This window comes from Meiothermus hypogaeus (assembly GCF_003574035.1).
Classification (GTDB): Bacteria; Deinococcota; Deinococci; order Deinococcales; family Thermaceae; genus Meiothermus; species Meiothermus hypogaeus.
Genome location: NZ_QWKY01000059.1, coordinates 1 through 20,434 on the forward strand (window position 1 = coordinate 1; position 20,434 = coordinate 20,434).

At 56.8% G+C, this 20,434-nt stretch carries 15 protein-coding genes; 14 read left to right on the plus strand and 1 reads right to left on the minus strand.

Translation table 11 applies throughout. The annotated features are described in order from the left end of the window. Window positions 1-388: 388 nt before the first annotated feature. Window positions 389-925 (minus strand): helix-turn-helix domain-containing protein, encoded by a 537-nt coding sequence (locus Mhypo_RS13190; RefSeq protein ID WP_119341755.1) that lies wholly within the window; start codon window positions 923-925, stop codon window positions 389-391. 247 nt (window positions 926-1,172) lie between these two features. On the opposite strand from Mhypo_RS13190, the gene Mhypo_RS13195 reads away from it, so the two are divergent. From Mhypo_RS13195 to Mhypo_RS13260, 14 genes are all read left to right on the plus strand, one after another. Then, a complete protein-coding gene (locus Mhypo_RS13195; RefSeq protein WP_119341756.1) occupies window positions 1,173-2,162 on the plus strand; it encodes an ABC transporter substrate-binding protein in 990 nt (329 codons plus the stop codon). Window positions 2,163-2,491: 329 nt separating this feature from the next. Then, window positions 2,492-3,202 (plus strand): ABC transporter permease, encoded by a 711-nt coding sequence (locus Mhypo_RS13200; protein ID WP_240637250.1) that lies wholly within the window; start codon window positions 2,492-2,494, stop codon window positions 3,200-3,202. A 23-nt stretch (window positions 3,203-3,225) separates the two neighbouring features. After that, window positions 3,226-4,002, plus strand: coding sequence for an ABC transporter ATP-binding protein (locus tag Mhypo_RS13205; protein ID WP_240637251.1), 777 nt, complete (start codon window positions 3,226-3,228; stop codon window positions 4,000-4,002). Continuing rightward, window positions 3,983-4,960: an ABC transporter ATP-binding protein gene (locus Mhypo_RS13210; protein WP_119341758.1), complete on the plus strand. Its 978-nt coding sequence runs from the start codon at window positions 3,983-3,985 to the stop codon at window positions 4,958-4,960. The genes Mhypo_RS13205 and Mhypo_RS13210 overlap by 20 nt, the downstream gene beginning before the upstream one ends. Next, the gene (locus Mhypo_RS13215; RefSeq protein ID WP_119341759.1) at window positions 4,957-5,787 is read left to right on the plus strand and encodes an ABC transporter permease; all 831 of its coding nucleotides are present in this window, start codon (window positions 4,957-4,959) and stop codon (window positions 5,785-5,787) included. The genes Mhypo_RS13210 and Mhypo_RS13215 overlap by 4 nt, the downstream gene beginning before the upstream one ends. A gap of 3 nt (window positions 5,788-5,790) precedes the next feature. Further along, entirely contained in the window at window positions 5,791-6,591 is an 801-nt protein-coding gene (locus tag Mhypo_RS13220) for a substrate-binding periplasmic protein (protein WP_119341760.1), read from the plus strand. Window positions 6,592-6,728: 137 nt separating this feature from the next. Beyond that, window positions 6,729-7,622 (plus strand): c-type cytochrome, encoded by an 894-nt coding sequence (locus Mhypo_RS13225; protein WP_170148297.1) that lies wholly within the window; start codon window positions 6,729-6,731, stop codon window positions 7,620-7,622. Window positions 7,623-7,657: 35 nt separating this feature from the next. Continuing rightward, entirely contained in the window at window positions 7,658-9,424 is a 1,767-nt protein-coding gene (locus Mhypo_RS13230; protein ID WP_119341762.1) for a pyrroloquinoline quinone-dependent dehydrogenase, read from the plus strand. Between the two features lie 189 nt (window positions 9,425-9,613). Continuing rightward, window positions 9,614-10,483, plus strand: a complete 870-nt coding sequence (locus Mhypo_RS13235; protein ID WP_170148298.1) for a substrate-binding periplasmic protein — start codon at window positions 9,614-9,616, stop codon at window positions 10,481-10,483. After that, window positions 10,450-12,231, plus strand: coding sequence for a pyrroloquinoline quinone-dependent dehydrogenase (locus tag Mhypo_RS13240; RefSeq protein WP_147075432.1), 1,782 nt, complete (start codon window positions 10,450-10,452; stop codon window positions 12,229-12,231). The genes Mhypo_RS13235 and Mhypo_RS13240 overlap by 34 nt, the downstream gene beginning before the upstream one ends. A gap of 52 nt (window positions 12,232-12,283) precedes the next feature. Beyond that, window positions 12,284-13,693 (plus strand): hypothetical protein, encoded by a 1,410-nt coding sequence (locus tag Mhypo_RS13245; protein WP_147075430.1) that lies wholly within the window; start codon window positions 12,284-12,286, stop codon window positions 13,691-13,693. Continuing rightward, window positions 13,693-14,682, plus strand: coding sequence for an AAA family ATPase (locus tag Mhypo_RS13250; protein ID WP_240637252.1), 990 nt, complete (start codon window positions 13,693-13,695; stop codon window positions 14,680-14,682). The genes Mhypo_RS13245 and Mhypo_RS13250 overlap by 1 nt, the downstream gene beginning before the upstream one ends. A gap of 34 nt (window positions 14,683-14,716) precedes the next feature. After that, window positions 14,717-15,601 carry a DUF58 domain-containing protein gene (locus Mhypo_RS13255; protein WP_170148299.1) on the plus strand — a complete coding sequence of 295 codons (885 nt, stop codon included), beginning with the start codon at window positions 14,717-14,719 and terminating at the stop codon, window positions 15,599-15,601. Beyond that, complete coding sequence (locus Mhypo_RS13260) at window positions 15,598-20,043, plus strand: VWA domain-containing protein (RefSeq protein WP_119341767.1); 4,446 nt, start codon at window positions 15,598-15,600, stop codon at window positions 20,041-20,043. The genes Mhypo_RS13255 and Mhypo_RS13260 overlap by 4 nt, the downstream gene beginning before the upstream one ends. The last annotated feature ends 391 nt before the right edge of the window (window positions 20,044-20,434 follow it).

Consider the following 20,434-nt stretch of genomic DNA (forward strand, 5'->3'; position numbering starts at 1 on the left):
AACTCCTGCTCGGCTATACTCTTCCCCTCTCCCAGCCGCTCGTACTCATCCACCAACTGATGCATCCGTTCCCGTATTTCGCTCATTCCAACAGTTTAGGCTGTTTGCCTATTTTCAGGACACACCCTCCAGGAGAACCCACTCCGCATCCGAGAGGTCGCTGGGGTAAAATCTACGTGTAGAAGTCACCCTTCAAGCATAGTAGACTTTTACGACAGCCTCTAAGTCGAATTTAGCACATGCCCCAAGGCCCAATGGTAGTTTGACGCCAGGTGCTTGCAGAGAATGCTGGCCTCTGCAGGCTCGGTGTACATTCGGGTACTACGCCCATGACTGGGCAGCCTGGCCTGCTGGCTTGATGATTTTGACAAACTCAATAGGGCATGACCTAGAACAATTTGGGAGTGCCAATCCACAACACATGGGCTTCCTGGTTGGTTGGATTTCGCCAACGGTGGCGTATACCGGACTTGAAGTGGGCGGTATCACCGGTGGACAAGCGGTATTGCTTGCGTCCTAATTTAACGATGATTTCACCCTTGAGCACATAGACAAATTCTTCCCCAGCATGTTGTATGAGCTCGGTCTCGTAATTGGGGGGAACGATGGAAAGCACAGGCTCAATTTGCCGGCTAGGGTCTACCGAGCCAATACGGGCCATTCGGGTCTTGGACTCAACCAGGCTAAAGAAGTGGAAATCCTTGGCGTAGCGGATGGGGGTATCTGGCTCGGGAACATTTAAAAAGTAGTTGAGGGTAACCCCCAGGGCTTCAGCAATTTTGACCAGCGATTGCACCGATAACCCCGCTTCTCCCCGCTCGACCTGGGAGAGAAAGGGCACGGAAAGACCAGACCGTTTGGCCACTTCAGTGAGGGTAAGCTTCATCTGGAGCCGTCGGGACTTAATCAGGTGACCAACTTGCATGGGTTCCTCCAAGATCAGGAAGCAGATTTACTTTGCCCGGGAACATGGTAAGCTATCAAATAAAATTAAGTAGTTCAAAAAAAGTGTGAGGCTGACGTACGTGTGTAACAAGAATAGTAGTGTAGAACAGGATGGTAATGCCAATTTAGAGCTGAATGGGGTTTTGTACCGCCCCCTTCATATACTATCCTGGATTACATTTTTTACAAAGCCCAGTTTTGATAACCAGCGACTTGGGGAGGTAGATATGAAGCGAGGAATAGGGGTGTGGGGATTGGTTCTGATTGCAGCAGTGCTCTTGAGTGCTGGAGCATGGGCGCAAGGGGTCAAGACCATCCGGGTAGGTCTACAGGCCGGGGGAACCTTTAGCTGGGTTATCTATGCCATTGAACGCTTTGGCATTGATAAGCAACTGGGAATAGAGGTTAGGGAAGTGACCTATCCCAGCAAACCCGCTACCCAACTGGCCTTGCGGGCTGGGGAAGTGCAGGTCACGGTGGACGATTTTATCGAAGCCGTGCGCATGCAGCAGCAAGGAATTCCGGCCAGGGCAGTCTATCCATACAGCCTGGTCACAGGGGGTGTGGTGGTCAAGGCCGATGGCCCCATCAGTACCGTGGCTGATCTGAAAGGCAAGACCATTGGTGCCCAGAGCTTGGGCGACAAGAGCCTGCTGATCCTGCGGGCCCTGGCGGTGTCCAAATACGGTTTCGATCCGCAAAAGGATAGCCGGGTAATTGCTGCCGCACCGCCACTGATGTCGGAGTTGCTGCGCAAAGGGGAAATAGATGCAGGTCTGCCTTTCTGGCATTTTGTGGCCCGTCAGGTCGCTACAGGTGAATCCAGGGAGATCATCTCGGCTAAGCAGATGCTACGCGAGATGGGAGCGCCGGTAGATTTGCCACTGCTCCTGATCATTGCCCGCAACGATCTGGACAAAGATGCCCTGCAGCGGCTGCTCCGGGCAGTACAACTGGCCAACGCCCGCATGAAGACTACTGATGCCTTCTGGACGGAGATCCTGGAGAGAAGGCTGTACGCCCTGCCAGACCCCTCGCTGATGCCCGCAGTGCGGCGGCGTTGGGAAGCTGGGTTACCAACCCGTTGGGATGCGGGTGTGGTGGTGGGATTGAACAACCTGGTGCAACGCATGGTGCAGGTGGCTGGAGCAGAGGTGGTGGGGGTGCAACGCTTTGATCCCAGGGCCTATACCACCGAGTTTGTCCCAGCAGATTAGGTGAGTTGTGGGCTATCTGGCTCGAGGGCAACCTCTAACCATTTTGCGATGCTCGATGGATAATGGGATGGTTTTCCGGCTGCGCGCTTCGAGAATAGCCCTTCTGGCAGTGTATGCTCTTAGGAGCAAGCACGTTTTTTACACTGATTATACCGCTCAAAGGCAGGGCATGATTGGCAACCATATTTGGCGGGTATGGCTACCACCAAAACGATGGCCGAAGGGCCAGGGGGTTTAAGGTGGCGGTGGCTTCACAAACATCTACCCAGGCTCCGTCGGATTTTTTCCGTACATTGGGGCTGCGGGTTATCTCCCTAGTTTCTATCTTCGTGGTTTGGATCGCGCTCTCGTGGATTATGGGGGCCAAGGTAGTGCCGGGGCCGGTGGAAACCATCCAGTTCTTGCTCAAAGAACACCAGAGCGGGCAGCTTTGGTTTCATATCTGGATGACGCTGTGGCGGGTGCTGGTGGCCTTTGTCATCACCATGATGCTGGGCACGCTGATTGGGGTACTGAGCGGAGCCTCCAGAACCCTGGATAAGCTGCTCGAGGCCTGGGTGATTACCGGGTTGGCGATGCCGCGTATCTTGCCGGTGGTGGTGGCCTATCTGCTGATTGGCCTCAACGATACGGCGGCAGTGGTGGCATTGGTAATCATCCTGGTGCCTCAGGTGATTGTGCAAATGCGCGAGGGTATTCGGGCCATTGATACCAAGCTGGTCGAGATGGCCCGAGCCCTTCGGCGTCCTCGGAGCCAGATCTGGCGACAGGTGATTTTACCGCAGTTGGCACCCTATCTGTTGGGAACGGCTCGAGGGGCTTTGTCGCTGACCTGGAAAATGGTGGTGTTTGCCGAGTTGCTGGGGCGTACCAGCGGGGTGGGTTATCAAATCAATTTTTACTTTCAGATGTTTGAGATGCGCGGGATTCTGGCCTATGGCTTTGCCATGACGCTGGTACTGGCGGCTGTGGACATGGCCATGCTCTACTTGAGTGAAAGATCCTTCCGTTGGCGACGTTCTGTGGAGCAGGTGATTTGATGGCTGGGATTCGCTGTGAGGATGTGGGTAAAGTATATCGTCAGCAAGATGGGGAAAAAGTGGTGTTACAGGAGGTGAACCTCGAGGTGCATAGCGGGGAGTTTGTGGCTTTGTTGGGGCCCTCGGGCTGCGGCAAAAGCACCCTGCTCAACATCATGAGTGGGCTTGATCAAGCGCACACAGGTCAAATTCTCTACACTGAGGTACGCGATGCCTCCGAGCCAAAACAGCCTGCTATCGGCTATGTGTTCCAGGAAGCCAGGCTGTTGCCCTGGATGACGGTGCGACAAAACATTCACTTTGCCCTCGAGAGCAGCCCTTCCCCACGAGTGGGCCAGCGGGTAGAGAACTGGCTAGACCGGGTGGGATTGAAAGGCTATTACGATTACTACCCCTACCAGATTTCAATCGGTATGCAGCACCGGGTATCCCTGGCGCGGTCGCTCATCCTGGACCCCGAACTGCTGCTTTTGGACGAGCCATTTAGTTCTTTGGACGAGATTACAGCCATGACCATGCGTAGCGAGGTGCTGGATTTGTGGAAGGAACAACAAGGAACTGTGATACTGGTGACACACAACCCCCTCGAGGCGGTGTTCTTGGCCGACCGAGTCCTGGTAATGGCGGCCAATCCGGGGCGCATCGTGGCCGAGTTGTCGTTGACTGAGCGCCTCTCCAGACCGCGCGATCCTGACAATCGAATGCTATGGGAGATTTCCCGCGAGGCGGTGCGCTTGCTTTCCCCCCACCTGCCCAGCATTCCCGAGGAGGCGGCTACCGATGGCAGAATTGGCCGTTGAGGTCAAAAACATCTCTAAGCAATTTGGGCGCACCCTGGCCCTCGATCAGGTGAGTCTGGAAGTGCCCGCAGGAGAGTTGTTTGCCCTTTTGGGGCCTAACGGTGCGGGTAAAACTACCCTGGTCCACATCCTGTGTACCATACACCTCCCCGATGCGGGGCAGGCCAAAATCGCCGGGTTCGATGTGGTAAATCAGGCGGTGATGGCCCGACAATCCCTGGGCGTAGTATTTCAGGAGCCTAGTCTGGACAGCCGCTTGACGGTATTTGAGAATCTGGACTTTCATGGGCGGATTTACGCAGTGCCGACTGCACTTCGTAAGCAGCGGATCCCCGAAGTATTGGAACTGGTTGAACTGACCAAGTGGCGGGATGCCCTGGTGCGCAATCTTTCGGGTGGAATGAAGCGACGCCTGGAGATTGCCCGTGCCCTGATGCACGACCCAGCCTTGTTGATTCTGGATGAGCCTACCGTAGGGTTGGATGCCCAGACCCGGAGCCGGATTTGGGAGTACATCTATGCCCTGCAAAAAGAGCGTGGCATGACCGTACTGGTTACCACCCACTATATAGATGAAGTAGAAGGCTGTGACCGGGTGTGCATTATTGACAAAGGAAAAATACAGGCCCTCGATACCCCCGAAGCACTCCGGGCCACCTATGGTCAGGAAGTCCTGTGGGTTGAACCCAAAGATGCGCTCGCAAGGGCTGCCATTCTGGGGAAATATCCGCAAGCGTTAGAACACCAGGGCAAGCTCGGCGTCCGCAATCTAAGTGAGGGCCAGGTGGCTGCGTTCTTTGCAGAGTTTGGTACGCGAATCCGCAGTTCCAACCTGCAAACCGCCAGCCTCGAGGATGTCTTTCTGGCCCTCACCGGGCGGGCCATTCGCGATCAGGCCGCTGGAGGCAAAGACGCCATGTTGGAGTTTGGTAAGCGAGGAGGGGAGCACACCCAATGACCCATAAAACCACCCCACCCTCGGTGCTTAACCAGCTGGACGCAGTCTATGCCATCTGGCTGCGGGAGATCAAGCGAGCCATCCGCGACCGGGGCCAGTTGATTGGCGGGGTGAGCCGTCCGTTGCTTTGGGTGCTCATCATGGGCATTGGCCTCAATCCCTACTTCCGTGGAGAAGTCTACGGAGAGGTTCGCTTCATCGTTCCCTACACCTATATCCAGTTTCTGTTTCCAGCGGTTATTGCTCTCAACATGATGTATACGGCGGTACAGTCGGCTATCTCGGTGATCTGGGATCGGGAATTTGGGTTCTTGCGTGAGGTGTTGGTCTCGCCGGCTTCCAGAGCTGCGGTGCTACTGGGCAAGGTGCTGGGAGGCACCACGGTGGCTTTGTTCCACGGTATCCTGGTATTGCTACTGGCCCGCTTTACCGATGTGGCCCTGAGCTGGCCGGCGGTGTTCAAGGCCCTGGGACTGATGCTCCTGCTGGGTTTTGGCCTGACCTCGTTGGGAATTGTAATTGCCAACCGGGTGAAAAGTTTCGAGGGCTTTGGGGTTTTCTCCAACCTGATTATCTTGCCCCTGTACTTTCTCTCCAGTTCTATTTTTCCACTTGACCCGGCTCTCACCCGTGTACAAGCCGTGGTGACCTATCCAGAATGGCTGGTTTTGTTGGTGAGTTGGAACCCCATGACTTATGCGGTAGATGCCCTGCGTGGTGCCCTGATCAACTTCTACCAGTTTGACCCCAGCCTGGGCCTTATTGTGCTGGGGGGTATGTGTGGGGTGTTTTTCCTGTGGGCGCTGTGGGATTTCTCGAGGCAATAGCACATGGCTTGGAAGGATCTGGGATTTCCGCTGGTGTTGGCACTGGCTCTTATCGCTGCCAATTTCTTGCCCCCCGATACCTCGCTCAAGCATGTGCGGCAAGTAGGGGTACTCAGCCTGTGCGTACCGCAAAACTATCCACCCCTGGCCACCCCTCAAGCCAATCCACCCGGCATTGACATTGAACTGGCCCAGCAAATTGCCCAGCGGATGGGCTTGCGCCTCAATGTCAACGTGATCTCTACCATGGGCCGCGACCTCAATCCTCGCAACTGGCGGGTGACCCGTGCGCAGTGCCAGATCCTGGCGGGGGGTGTGGTAGATTCTCCCCTCAGCCGCAGTTTCCTGGATGTCACCCCGCCGTATCTGGAAACCGGCTGGACCCTGGTCGCCACCCCGCAACTAGCTTCGATACAAGGAGCCAGGGTGGGGGTTTTTCTGGGAGTGGCAGGGCTGGATCGAGTGGCACTGGGACAGTTTTTGCGCGAGCGTGAGGCTGAAGCCATTGTGGTCAATGATGTGGTGGAGCTCGAGCAAGGCCTTCTCAGCCGCCGTTTCAACCTCGCCGTGACCGAAACTCTCACGGCCCGCCAGTTGGGCGGCAAGCATGGCTGGAAAGTAGAGCTGCTACCCCCCTGGCTAGGTCGCTATCCGCTGGTTATGGGTTTGTGGAAGGGCGATCTGACCCTGAAGCGCGAAATTGTCAAAGCCATGCAAAACATCCAGCGTGAGGGGCAATTCCTGTCTATCCTGAGCCGTTATCAGCTAGCATCGGCATCTCCAGAATGTACGATTTGTCGCTGAGTAAAACAAGCTCGTTATGTCAAGCGTCAAAAATACTTTGATACTTGAAAATAAATCTGATAGGTAATATAGTTTTTTTCAAATCAATACCAAAACACCGCTTGGTAAGTGTGGGCGAGTGGAATAGGGAGGAACGAGTGAAGTTTAAACCTTTATGGGTAGGTGTGGGGTTGTTGTCTTTAGGGCTGGTGGTTCTTGCCCAACACGACTCGCCACAAGGGCAGAGCGGTACGCCCACGCAAATAGCCCAAAAAGCTGTTCAGGATGGGGTTTATACAGCCCGCCAGGCTGATCGTGGCAAGGAGGTCTATCGTGCTCAGTGTGCTGGCTGCCACGGAGCCAATATGATCGGTGGCACCGCGCCCGTGCTGGCTGGTGCGTCCTTCCAGACCAGATGGAAGGAAAAAACCCTGGGTGATTTCTTCGACTATATCAAAACCCGTATGCCGGTGGGTAAGCCCAACTCGCTGACGGCTCAGCAAACCTCAGACATCATCGCCTTCATCCTGCAAACCAATCAGTACAAGGCAGGTACGGCCCTGTTGCCTCCCGACCAACGGGCGCTGCAAACCATCGCTTTCGATAAGGCCGCCCAGGAAGCTGCCGCCAAAGCTGCCCAGGCCCAGCAAGCACCGGCGACGCAACCCCAGGCGGTAGCTCCTGCCAATCCCTCTGGGCCGCGCACGGTCCTCAATGGTGTTTTTACAGCTGCACAGGCCGATCGGGGCCGGGCTGCCTATCTAGATGGTGGAAATGGGTGCGCAGGGTGCCATGGCAGCGAACTGGGTGGAAGCCCCGGTGGACCGGGGTTGGTACGGGCTACCTTCCGATCCAGGTGGGGCGGCAAAACCGTGGGTGAGTTGTTCGAGTACACCAAGACCCGCATGCCCCCAGGCCGGACGGGTAGCCTGAGTGATCAGGCCTACATCGATATTATTGCCTTCATCTTGCGTTCTAATAACTATCCGGCAGGCCAAACCGAACTCAGGGCCAACCCGGACGACCTCAAGCAGATTGGAATCCCACAGTAGGGATTGCAGCGATCTGGTTTCAAGAAGGAGGGTGCATGAAAGGAAAGTGGTTGTTCTCGGCATTGGTCATGTTGGTGGGTGCAGTGGGGTTTGGTCAGAAGACCGTCCCCAACTTTGTACCCGTTACCGATGCGCAGCTTAGGAACCCGCCCGCTGGCGATTGGTTGATGTACCGCCGCACTTTTGATGCCTGGGGGTATAGCCCCCTGAACCAGATCAACACAGCCAATGTAAGCAGGCTGCGTCTGGTATGGTCGCGGGCCATGGAATCGGGATGGAACGAAGGTACCCCCCTTATCCGCAACGGGGTTATGTTCCTGCCCAACAACAGCGATGTGATCCAGGCGCTCGACGCCAGAACCGGCGACCTGATCTGGGAGTATCGCCGCAAGGTTGAAGGTAGGGATAAATTCGCCAACTACCTCGGCCAGATCAAGCGTGGTATCGCAATTTACAAGGATAAAATCTACACCGTTACCGGCGACAACTTTGTGGTGGCCCTGGATGCCAGAACCGGGAAGGTGGCCTGGGAAACCCCACGCGGGGATGTGGGTGAGGTCATGTATGCTTCTGCGCCCATTGTCGCTAATGGGGTGGTAGTGGCCGGCAGTAGCTGCCAGTTCTCGGGCTTTGGCTGCTATGCCACTGGGCACGACGCCGACTCTGGGGAAGAACTCTGGCGCAATTACTTCATCCCACGCAAAGGTGAGCCGGGGGACGAAACCTGGAACAATACCCCCTTTGAGTCGCGCTGGATGACCGGGGCCTGGGGCCACCTAACCTACGATCCCCAGACCGATATTGTGTACTACGGCTCTACTGGCACTGGTCCTGCTTCCCCTACTGTACGCGGGACGTTGCCAGCCAGTGGTGATGTGGTCACCGGTGGGCCGGGCTCGCAAGCCGGTACCAACACCCGTTGGGCTGTCAAGCCCAAGACCGGACAAGTGGTATGGCGACGTCAACTGCTGCCGGGTGACTCCTGGGATCAGGAGTGCACCTTTGAGATGATGCTGATCAACACCAGGCTTGCTCCAGCTCCCGACGCAGCCCTGGCCGTTAACCCCGCCATCCGCAGCGGCGAAACCCGCAAGGTATTGGCTGGTGTGCCGTGTAAGGTCGGTACCTTCTGGAACCTGGATGCCCGCACGGGTGAGTTCATTTATGCCCGCAATACGGTTGTTCAAAACATGATCTCCAAGATTGACAACCGGGGTAACGTGACTCTAAATAATGACACAATTTTGAAGGAAGTGGGCAAGTCTTACGAAGTGTGCCCGACCTTCCTAGGTGGTAAGGACTGGCCCCCGGCAGCCTACTTCCCCCCGTTGAACGCCATCATTGTCCCGCTCAACAACGCCTGCTCGACGATGAAACCCAGTTCGGCTGAGCCCACTCCCAGAGATGTCTATGCCACCGAATTAACCTGGAAGTTGGCCCCAGGACAGACCAATATGGGTCGCTTAGAAGCTATTTCGGTGGAGACGGGCAAGACCTTGTGGAAGTTTGAGCAGAAAGCGCCAAACTACGCAGCGGTGCTCACTACTGCTGGTAACCTGGTCTTTACCGGTGGGCAGGACTCGAGGATTCGTGCCCACGATGCACGCAATGGCCGACTGCTGTGGTCCACCCGCCTGCCTTCCACCATTAGCGGTCACCTGGTGACCTATGCAGTGGATGGCAAGCAATACGTGGCCGTAGTGGCGGGGTCAGGCCTAGCCGATGGAATTTTGTCGAGTGCAGTACCAGAGGTAGATTTTAAGTCGGGTTCAAACGCCGTGTTTGTGTTTGCTCTTGACTAAATCTCCAGCACTGTTTAGCCGGGCTGGGAGATTAACTCCCACCCGGCTATTCTAGGAAAGCCGTTCAGACCAACAATGGATCGAGCAATTCAATCGAGGCAGATAGGGCTAGCGTGGATGCTAGCGCTTCTAGTTATAGGGGGCTGTGCCTGGGCCCAATCCAAAGACCCGCCTGTCCCCCGCGATCTTTTGCAAAACCGCCGTTCGGTGCAGGGAGATGCCATCACTTTTTGTATCAACCCAGTTACCTTGGCGGCAGATTTCAACCGTGCAGTGGCAACAGAGATTGCTAAAGCCCTACTTTCAAAAGCCAATTTTTATGACATAAAGCCTTTCAATAAAGCCCAGCCGCTTGACTATAGCTTCCCCCTGAGCGATCAGGAGTTGCTGATATACCTTTCAGACTTCTGTGAGGTGTTTACAGGGTTTAATCTGACCGGCAACACCTATCCCGAATGGCTCACCTTCAGTCGCGTCTATGCCCACACCAGATTTGTGCTGGCGGTGACCAACCCTAGCTATACCCGCCTCGAGGATATCCCGACTGATAAAGCCATCGGTACACGGTTTATCTCTGCTGCCGATCTGCGCTTGGTGAGCCACCTCCAATCGCTTCCGGAAAACCAGCGCCTTCAGCGCTTTCCCTTCTTCAACAACCAAATTCTGGTTGAAAAACTGCTGGACGGAACCGTAGAGGGCATTGTCATTTGGGAGCCAGCGCTACTGTCCGCCCTCAAGGGTAATCCCAAAGCGGCCTCGGTGCAGGTGATCTCAACCGGCAATTTTCAAGCGCCGGTCATTCAGTTCGGGATGGCCTTGCGTGCCAAAGATACCTACTTGCGCACGCTGCTCGATCAGGCCATTGATTCTTTGGTCAAAGATGGAACCATTGACCGCTTGATGGAGCAATATGGCATTCCAGGCAAGGCGGGCGCAGTTGAGGAAGCTAGACAACAGACTTCCAATACCCTCGTTACCGCGCTGGTGGTGGGTTTGTTGATAGCACTGTTTCTGGTGGGAAGCGGGTGGAGAAAGTTACGGGCCAGAACCAGGGTTTAACAGGAGCTAAGTTCATGAGGCGATTCCTACCTATCATCATCGTGGCAGTACTGGCTATTGCGGGTTGGCTGATCTACAGCACCAACCGTCCTGGAGTACAAACTAGCTCTGGACCGGCGAGCGATGCTGTGCTCGAGAACCCCAACCCCGCCGATTGGCCCATGTACCGCCGTACCTATGATGGTGCTGGCTACAGCCCACTAAACCAGATCACCAAAGAAAACGTGCGGAATCTTCAGTTTGCCTGGTCATCGTTTATTGCAGCAGGAGTCGTACAGGTCACACCTATTGTGTATCAGGGAGTCTTGTATTTACCCCAACCTGGGGACACCATTGAAGCCTACAATGCCAAAACCGGTGACCGTTTGTGGACCTATGCGCGGGAGTTGCCCAAGGATGTGGACATCACACCGTTGTACGTGCAGCGTACTACCCGAAACATTGCCATCTACCAAGATAAAATCTATCATGCGACTGCCGATGGTTATGTGATTGCGCTGGATGCAAAAACCGGCAAACTGGCCTGGGAAACCCAGATAGGCGACTATAAACAGATGACCCATGTGGCAGGCCCCCTGGTGGTTAAGGGCAAGGTGATTACTGGACGAGCCTGTGCCACCACCGCGACAGAAGGATGCTTTATCGTTGCCCACAATGCCCAGACCGGTAGCGAGCTCTGGCGACGCTATCTGGTACCCAAAGCTGGAGAGGCTGGAGAGGACACCTGGGGTAGTGTAGCCGTCGAAAAACGCCAGCAGGTCGGGGCCTGGCTGGTTGGGAGTTACGATCCTGTGCTGGATTTGTTGTTTTGGGGCACTTCGGTTCCCCTGCCTTTATCTGAAGAAGTCCGTGGTTCGGGTGCAGCCGAGCTGGCCTATACCAACGCCACGCTGGCCATGAAGCCCGATACTGGAGAAATTGTTTGGAGTTTCCAGCATTTACCCAGGGATAACTGGGGGATGGATCATACATATGAGCGCCTGGTGGTAACCACAGAAGTATCACCTGATGCCAACACAGTGAAGTGGATTAGCCCAAAAGTGATAGCAGGGCAAGAGCGCAAGGTGATCACCGGCGTTCCGGGCAAAACGGGTTTGGTCTGGACATTGGATGCGGCAAGTGGTGAGTTTCTTTGGGCTCGAGAAACCATTGGTCAGAACCTTATTCGCGACATCAATAAGGGAACCGGTAAGCCAATTCTGAACGAAACAGTGATACCCAAGGCGGGTTCGGTCAGGGTATGCCCTTCCAATCTTGGAGGTAAAAACTGGGCAGCTTCGGCCTATGCGCCTGAACTAAAAGCCATCTATATCCCGCTGGTCAATGCTTGCATGGAAGTTGGGATATCGGGTGAGGAAATCACCACTCAGTTGAAACCTGCGGCCAGCCAACCCGACCAGCTTGGGGTGCTGGAGGCTATCTCGGTATCTACGGGCCTGACCTTGTGGCGCTACACGCAACCTGCACCCATAGGAGCAGTGTTGACTACAGCGGGTGGGTTGGTATTTGCCGGAGATGTAAACCGCCGCTTCCGTGCCTTCGATGCGGAAAGTGGAAAGGTGCTATGGGAGACCGTGACCAGTGGGCCGGTGACCGGAACACCCATAAGCTATTCAGTCGAGGGCAAACAATACGTAGCCGTTGCGCTTGGGGGTGGCACCGATATAGAACGACTCTTGGAGCTAACCCCAGATCTGCGCCCTGGCGCAGGAGGTAACGCGCTCTTTGTGTTTAGTTTGCCGGATTAGGACCCGGAGAATGCAGATGACCCCTTCTATGACAAAAGAGCGCCTTGGAGGCTTGAAGCAGTACCTGGGAGCCAGCCGTATGCGCCTTCAGATTCGGCGCTTTGTGGAGGGCATGGGTTGGGGGTTGTTGGGAACCGCAATAGTAGGTGTAGTGCTGGGCTTGCTGCGCTGGGTAGGGTTATGGTCCAATTCGCAAATAACCATCATGGTCTTGTGGGGGTTTGTGGGGGTTTGGACGGTGGGCTTGCTGCTGTTCCTGCTGCACACGGTTCCTAGCCTGAGCCAGATGGCACAACAAGTAGATCAGCGGTTGGTCTTGAACGAGCGATTGAGCACTGCACTGGAAGTGGCGCCCAGGGCCCCGAGGGATGCCATCCATGCCCAGATCTATTCGGCCCTGATCGAAGATGCGGCCCAACGCTCGAAGGTATTGAAGCCTGGTGCTTTGGTGCGCTTTGGTTTTCCCAAGACCTTGGCCTATGCCCTGGGGCTGGGGGTATTGGCGCTTGGATTGCAGTGGCTGCCCCTCCTTAGAGTAACCACCTTGCCCCAGGGCGATGCCCTGAGCCCCGAAGAGAAAGCGGCTACAGTAGCCCAGCTCGAGCGGGTCGGGGAACTAATCCAAAAAGATGCCGAGCGCAGCAACGACCCCTATCTGCAAGCCACAGCTCGTTCCATTGAGCGGCTTAAATCTGATATCAAGGCTGGGCGCCTCAGCACACCCGTGCTTCAGCAGGAGATTGGGCGGCTGACCGAGCGTATCCAGCGAAACTACAACTTACCCAGCCCATCTGCTAGACCATCTGAGGCCACCAATGTCCAAGGCCAGAGTGAAGCCGAGATAGCCAACCCGGTGCAATCTTCGCAACCCCAGCCACAAGGCCTAGCCCCTACGAATTCAGAGCAAACCCCGCAAAAACAAGCTGTACAGTTCGATCCGACCCAGAGCCTGAACCAACTGGCCAAGGAACTGGAGAAACAGACCCAAAACTCGAGTGAACCCCAGGCTCCCCAGACCCCACCGCAAACCCAGAAACAACAGACCGATTGTGGGGGCGAGGCCTGTGGAGACCAGTATGCCCTGGCGCGGGCGCAGCAAGCCAAGGATGCTGAAGCGTCGGCTCGCTCCCAGATTAATCGGCCTCCAGGGGGTGCTGCTGGTGGTTTTGGCGATCAGGCCGGTAAGGATCCAGGAGGGCAGTCTGGAGCCAGGGGAACTCCCTTGCCGTCCAGGCCCAATGCGCAGCAGGTCAAACTGCCGTTCCAGGCTCCACAGTCGGGACGACGTATCCAGATCATGGCCCCCCCTTCTCCGGATGGCCTGCGAGGTGTAGTGGGTGGAGAGGCACCGGTCCAGAACTGGACGCAACAGGAAGAAGTGCCTATAGGACTGGGTTACTTGCAAAGCCAGAACCGCAGTATCGTGCGTAACTACTTCACCCCAGCAAAGGAGAACCCATAGTGGAAACGGTCAACCTTGAAGATGAGCTGGCCAAGTTGCAGCAAGCCCGCGAGGGAATTGCCCGGGTGATGGTCGGTCAAAAGCAAGCTATAGATCAGGTATTGATGAGCCTGATCTGTGGAGGGCATGTGTTGTTGGAAGCCGCCCCGGGGATGGGCAAGACCCTGCTGGTGCGCACTATTGCCCAGGTATTTGGTATGCACTTTTCACGGGTGCAGTTCACTCCCGACCTGATGCCAGCCGACATTACCGGTACGGTAGTACTGATTCACGATGATCAGGGCAAGACCCATCTGGATTTTCAGCCCGGCCCCATCTTTGCCCAGATGGTGCTGGCCGACGAAATTAACCGGGCTACCCCCAAAACCCAATCGGCCCTGTTGGAAGCCATGCAAGAGCATACCGTCACCGTAGCCGGTAAACAACACGCCCTTCCTGAGCCCTTTTTTGTGCTGGCGACCCAGAATCCCATCGAGCAAGAGGGAACCTATCTACTGCCAGAAGCCCAGATTGACCGCTTTTTCTTTAAGGTACAGATCCCTTATCCACCCGAAAATGTGCTGGAAGAAATTTTGGAACTGACCACTGGGGCTGAGGAAGCCAAGGCCGAACAGGTACTTACCCCCGAGGATGTCCTGTACCTGCAAAAGTTAACCAGGGCGGTTCCAATGGCATCGCACGTGCGCCAGGCGGTAGCCAAGTTTGTATTGGCCACCCAACCCACCGATTCCAAAAACCTCAAAGAAGTGCAGCGCTATGTGCGTTTTGGCGTGAGCCCACGCGGGGCTCAAGCGCTTATCCTGGCCGCCAAGGCCCATGCGCTGTTTGAGGGCCGCTATAACGTGAGCTTTTCCGATCTCAAAGCTGTTTTGTTCCCATCCCTGCGTCACCGCTTCAACCTGAATTTCGAGGGGCAGGCCGAAGGAATTAACGTGGACGGGTTGTTGGAGCGCATATTTAATGAGACCGTGGGGAACAAGGCTGCATGAGCGGCTTGTGGGTAGATGGAGCGGGTGAGTCCTGGTGAATGGTGCCCTGGTTCCCACCCCTTTGCTACAGCAGCTGATCCGCAAAAAATTAGTCGTGCGGCGGGCGCTGGCCAGCCTAGGCATCGGGGAGCGCCGTTCCAAAGCCAAGGGGCCTGGTATTGAGTTTGCCGAACACCGACCCTATCAGATTGGTGATGATATTCGTTATCTTGACCCCTATTTGGAAGCCCGCCTGGGACAGCCTTTTATCAAGCAGTTCACCATGTACCAGCAGCTTTCGGTAACGGTGTTGCTGGATGCCAGCCTTTCGATGGCGCAGGGGGCGCCGGAGAAATTCACTTTCGCTCAAAAGATTGCGGCAGGGCTTGCGTATACGGGCATCGCAGGAGGCGATCAGGTGTTGCTGGGGGCTTTTTCGGGGGAGTGCATCCGGTGGTCGCCGATGTTTCGCGGTATCTACAAAGCCAGTGAACTTTTTGCCTGGCTGCAACACCTCAAGCCAGGTGACACTACCTTGCTGCCCAAAGTCGTAGCCAAAGCTGCGCCGCGCTTGCGCCGAGGGGGATTACTGTTTTTGGTGAGCGACTGGATGGGGGAGGGCGCCGAGGAAGCCGTGGCTCTTTTGCAAGGGTTGCGCCAGGATATTGTGGGAATCCATGTGCTGGCCCCCGATGAGGTGGAGCCAGAACGCGTCGGGTCAGGGGGTTTGCGCCTGGCCGATGTTGAAAACGGGGAGGAAATAGAGCTTGTTTTGGATGCGGGCTTGCTCCAGCGCTACATGGAGCATCTGGAAAACTGGAAGGAAAGCCTTAAAGCCTTGCTCCAGCGCCAGCAGGGGCTTTATTTTCAGGTGCGCTCGGATGATAACCTCGAGCTGCTGTTTCTGCGCGATTTTCAGGCGGGGGGTCTGCTGCGGTGAGTTTGCTTTTTCCCCTGTGGTTGCTGGTGGGGTTGGTGGGGTTGCTGATTGTGCTGCTGCACTTGAGGCGACGTACCCGCCGTACCCAGGAAGTCTCCAGCCTCTACCTGTGGCGCAAAATTGCTCACGACCTCCTACCCCAAACCCCCAAAGAACCGCCCCCGCTCAACCCCTTGTTGTTCCTACAAATTCTATTTGTGGTGCTGCTGGCGCTGGCCTTGGCCCAACCCATTTGGGGAGCGCTGCCGGCCAAAGGGCAACATACGATTTATCTGTTGGATGCCTCACAAAGCATGCAGGCGGTGGATGTGAAACCATCACGGTTTGAAGCTGCCAAGGCCCAGATCTTGCGTGAGGTGCAGGCCCAGCGGGGCAACCGGGTTTCGCTTGTGGTAGTGAGCAATGTGCCCTATGCGGCGATTGCCCGGCAGCAGAATGTGGGGAACATAGAAACCCTGCTAAGCAGGGTCTCGGGGAGCGAGGGCTGGGCCAACTGGCGCGAGGCGTTGCCGTTGTTGGCGGGTTTGCAGGTAGAAGGAGAAGCCCTGCGGGTGGTGCTTTACAGCGATGCCCAGGGAATGCAGCAGGCCCAGTCGGTGCTGGCTCGAGCCGTTGCAGCTGAGGCTCTGGAAACCCGATCCCTGGGGAGGGCGCTTCCCAATGTGGGGTTTTATCGGGTGACACCGGAAGCCTCGGTCAACAGGCCGGGTTTGTGGCGGTTGGAAGGGCATATTACCAACTTTGCTGGTGAAAGCAAGGAGGTGACAGTTGAAGCCTGGTTTCACGCTATCAACGGTTCGGTTCGGTCTTTGCTCAAGACACAGGTCAGGCTTACCCCCAACCGGGCCAGCTTCTTCCGCATCGAGGTCACCCCGCCGGGGGCGGGGGTGGTCGAGTTGCGACTGCCCCCAGATGACTTACCCAGCGACAACCGGGCTTTCTTCCACCTGGCGACCACCCCCCTCAAACCTCGAGTGCTGTATTTGGGAGCGGTCAATCCGGCTTTGCAAAAAGCGCTTCTGGCCATGTCCAACCTCGAGGTGTTTGCTGCAGAAAGACTGCCTGCTGACAGTGATACCTATAACCTGGTGGTGGTGGATGGGGTCTTGCTGGAACGCCACCCCCGCACCCATACCTTGTGGATCAACACCAACCCTACCCCCGGTATGGCTCGACCCGGTCTGCTGGACGATCCCTACCCAAGCGGCTGGCAGAGCCAACATCCGCTCTCGATTTCGCTGGATTGGTCGGAGGTATTGCTCAACCGAGCCCTGGAGATTCCCCGGCTGGCCGGAGCGGAAGTTTTGCTCGAGGCGGGCGGAAAGCCCCTGGTGCAAGCGCGCACCAATGCCTATGGGCGCGAAGTGGTGGTAGCTTTCGCCTTGCAAGATTCCAACTGGGCTACCCAAACCAGCTTCCCGGTGTTTGTGGCCAACCTGCTGCGTTGGGCTGAACCCCGCCTGGAGGGCTCGACCTATTGCCTGGTGGGCGAACCCTGCCTTATAGACCCCAGGCTTCTGGCGTTTCGTTGGCAATTGTGGAACCCTCGAGGCCAGCCGGTGCTACTACCTATCGGCTTTTCCGAGGCCACCACACAGGCCCAGGATTCCAATCTGAACCGCTGGCTATTGCGGGCACTGGAGAACACCTTCAGACCCCAGCAAGCGGGTATCTGGGTGCTTGAGTCCGGCGGGGTACGCTATCCCATTGCGGTGAATGGATTTTACCCCCAGGAGTCGGATCTACGCCTCGAGCAAAGCCGCAGCGCAGCAGTACCGGAGGCGGCACAAACCTCGAGGCCGGTCTGGCTGCTGTGGGGTGGGCTGGTGGTCCTTGCGCTGGGGGTCTTGCTGGTGGAGGGGTGGCTGGCTGGGCGTAGCGAAGGTTTCTTGAACCCACAAAACCTGACCCGCCACAACCCACTGGCCTGGCGTCGCAGGGCTATGTTGTTGCTGCAAGGTCTTGCGGTGCTGCTGCTGTTGCTGGCCCTGTTCGACCCACGCCTTCCGCTGCCAACCCGCCAGCACTACCAGGCTGTGGTGGCCGATCAACCCGAACTCTATGTAGGTGGTGCGAGAGAGCGCCTCGAGGCATACCTGAACCAGGTGGTGGGCCGCTCGAGGGCCCCACTGGGCTTGGTCTGGCTGGGAGACCCGCCGCTGCTGGGATCGGATATAGGCCATTCGAAGACGCTCACGCCCGCGCCATCTGTTCCAGGCAGCAACCTCCAGGCCAGCCTGTCGCTGGCTGCAGGCCTGCTTCCGCCGGGAGCTTCCAATCGAATCGTCTTGGTGGCCGATGGTATCGAGACCAGCGGTAGCTTTACCGATAGCCTCGCCCAAATCGCAGCCCGTGGAATTGCTGTGGATGTTCTACCGGTGGGGGGTATTCCTGCGGGTGAAGTGGTGGTGGAACAAGTGACCCTGCCCCGGCTGATTCATGCGGGAGATACTTTTTTGCTCCAGGGCATCGTCTACAGCGACCGGGCCACCCAAGCCCAGTTGCGGGTTTGGCGAGAAGGAAAGCTCTGGGCCGAGCAGGCTGTTCAACTACTGGCTGGACGCAACCGTATCGAAACCCCCTTACGGGAAGCAGCAGCCGGGAACTACAACTATCGCCTCGAGGTACTGGCTCCTGGCGATACTTTCCCGCAAAATAACCAAGCCCGTGCCCTGGTCGCAGTACAGCCCTCGGCCAGGGTAGGCATCTTCACCAGCGAGGATCAGCAAGCTGAAATTCTGGTCAGGGCGCTGCGTTTGCAAGGCCTGGATGTGAGGGTGGTGCGTCCAGAGAACATTCCAAAATCTCTAGAGGAGTGGGCCGCGTTTGAAGTAGCCATCCTTATGAACCTGCCGGTCATCCGACTGCCATCCGAGCGCCAGGTGGTGCTGGAGCGCTGGGTACGAGAGCAGGCAGGGGGGTTGCTGATCCTGGGTGGAAATAGCAGCTTTGGCCCTGGAGGGTATTATCAGACCACCCTGGAACGCCTTTCACCGCTTTCCAGCAGGGTGCCCCGCGAAGCACCCAAAGTAGCCACGCTCTTTGTGATAGATAAGTCGGGCAGCATGAACCAGCCCGCCGGACAGGTGCGCCGCATTGACATTGCCAAACAAGCCATTTTGGGCGCACTGGATTTGTTGCACCCGGAGAGCCTGGCAGGGGTAGTTGCCTTCGATGCTATTGCCAACCTGGTGGTGCCGATGCAATCGATCCGGGATAGAGCAGGCTTTGCAGAAAAGCTGAATAAGGTTGAACCGGGGGGTGGCACTTCGATTTACCCGGCCCTCGAGCTGGCCCTGCAAACCCTCCAGAAGGTGGATGCGGCGGGGCGGCATGTGGTCTTGCTGACCGACGGGCTTTCCACGCCGGGGGACTTCGAGGGGGTGGTGGGGCGCATCGTGGCGGCGGGCATCACCTTGAGCACGGTAGCCGTTGGAGATGGGGCCCGCTTGGATCTAATGGAAAACATTGCTCGTTGGGGGGGTGGTGTAGCTCACGCTACCACCGACTGGCAAGCCTTGCCGGCCATCCTGGCCCAAGAAGCGCTGCTGCAATCCAAGACCCCGGTCAAGCAGGAGGCTTTTGTGCCCGTCTGGCGTGACCGAAGCGTGGGCTGGTTGCAAGGACTTCCCGATACATTACCGCCGCTACGGGCCTACGTGCAGACCACTGCCAAGCCAGAGGCTCTGGTGCATCTCCTGGGGCCTGGCAGCGACCCCATTCTGGCCTCCTGGCGCTACGGGCTAGGGCAGGTGGTAGCCTTCACCTCGCAGGCCAGCGGCCCCTGGGCCAGCGAGTGGATCCAATCGCCCCAGTACCCCCGGTTGTGGGCGCAGGTGGTACATGCGGTGTTGCCCACCACAGCCCGTTTGGGGCTGAACCCCGTGGTGGATCGTAAAGGCAACAACGTGCATTTGCTGGTAGAAGCGCTTACCCCGCAAGACGAACCCCACAGCCAGCTCAACCTGCAAGCGGAGGTCACGCTTCCAGGTGGGCTGGGTTGGGCGGTGCCATTGCACGAAAGCGCCCCAGGTCGCTATGAGGCCCGGTTTAGAGCTGAAAACCAGGGTAGCTACCAAGTAGAGATTCGGGCCATGGAAAGCCCTATCCCACTCCAGAACCGCCCCTTCACGATTGCTGCCAACATCCCTCCCTTGCCTCCTGCGGCGCAGGTGGATTTTTCCATCCCCTATCTGCCCCGCTATGGTTTTGATGCTCGAGGGAGTGATGTATTGACTACCGTGGCCCAGGTTTCGGGCGGGCGGGTATTGTTGGACACTGTTCCGTCTGAATTATCGGGTAGCTGGTACTGGACATCGAGGGCTGTGTGGCCCTTCCTGGTACTTCTGAGCCTGATTTTCTTCATGGGAGCTCTGGTATTGCGTTATCTACCCAACCTTGCACTGTGGGTTATTCGTAGAAGAGCGGTGGTGACCCAGTAAAAAAGCAAAAACACAGCGTTGACTGCCTTCTACGCTGCGCCAAACCAAGCTTATCATACCAACTTTACCCGATCAGTTTTCATTCAGGCAACCACTCATAAGAAATCCCTCTGATCCATTCCCTCATCATCCTCCCGGCCACCAGTGGAAGAGGGTATGGCTCCGAATAAGGTCCGGCTGGGTCTGCAGGTAGGCACAGCGGGCTTCCACTTTGCTCCACAGTGCCTCTTCACCGACATTCCGCACCATTCTTATTCCAGGAGGTAATATCGCTCCACCCCCAGCAGACGGGCTGCCGTCTCGTGATGGGGTGTCAGGTTGAGCACCCGGGGCCTGCCCTCCAGCACCACCAGACGCACCCACAGGAAAAGCTGGAACACCCAGCGTAGGG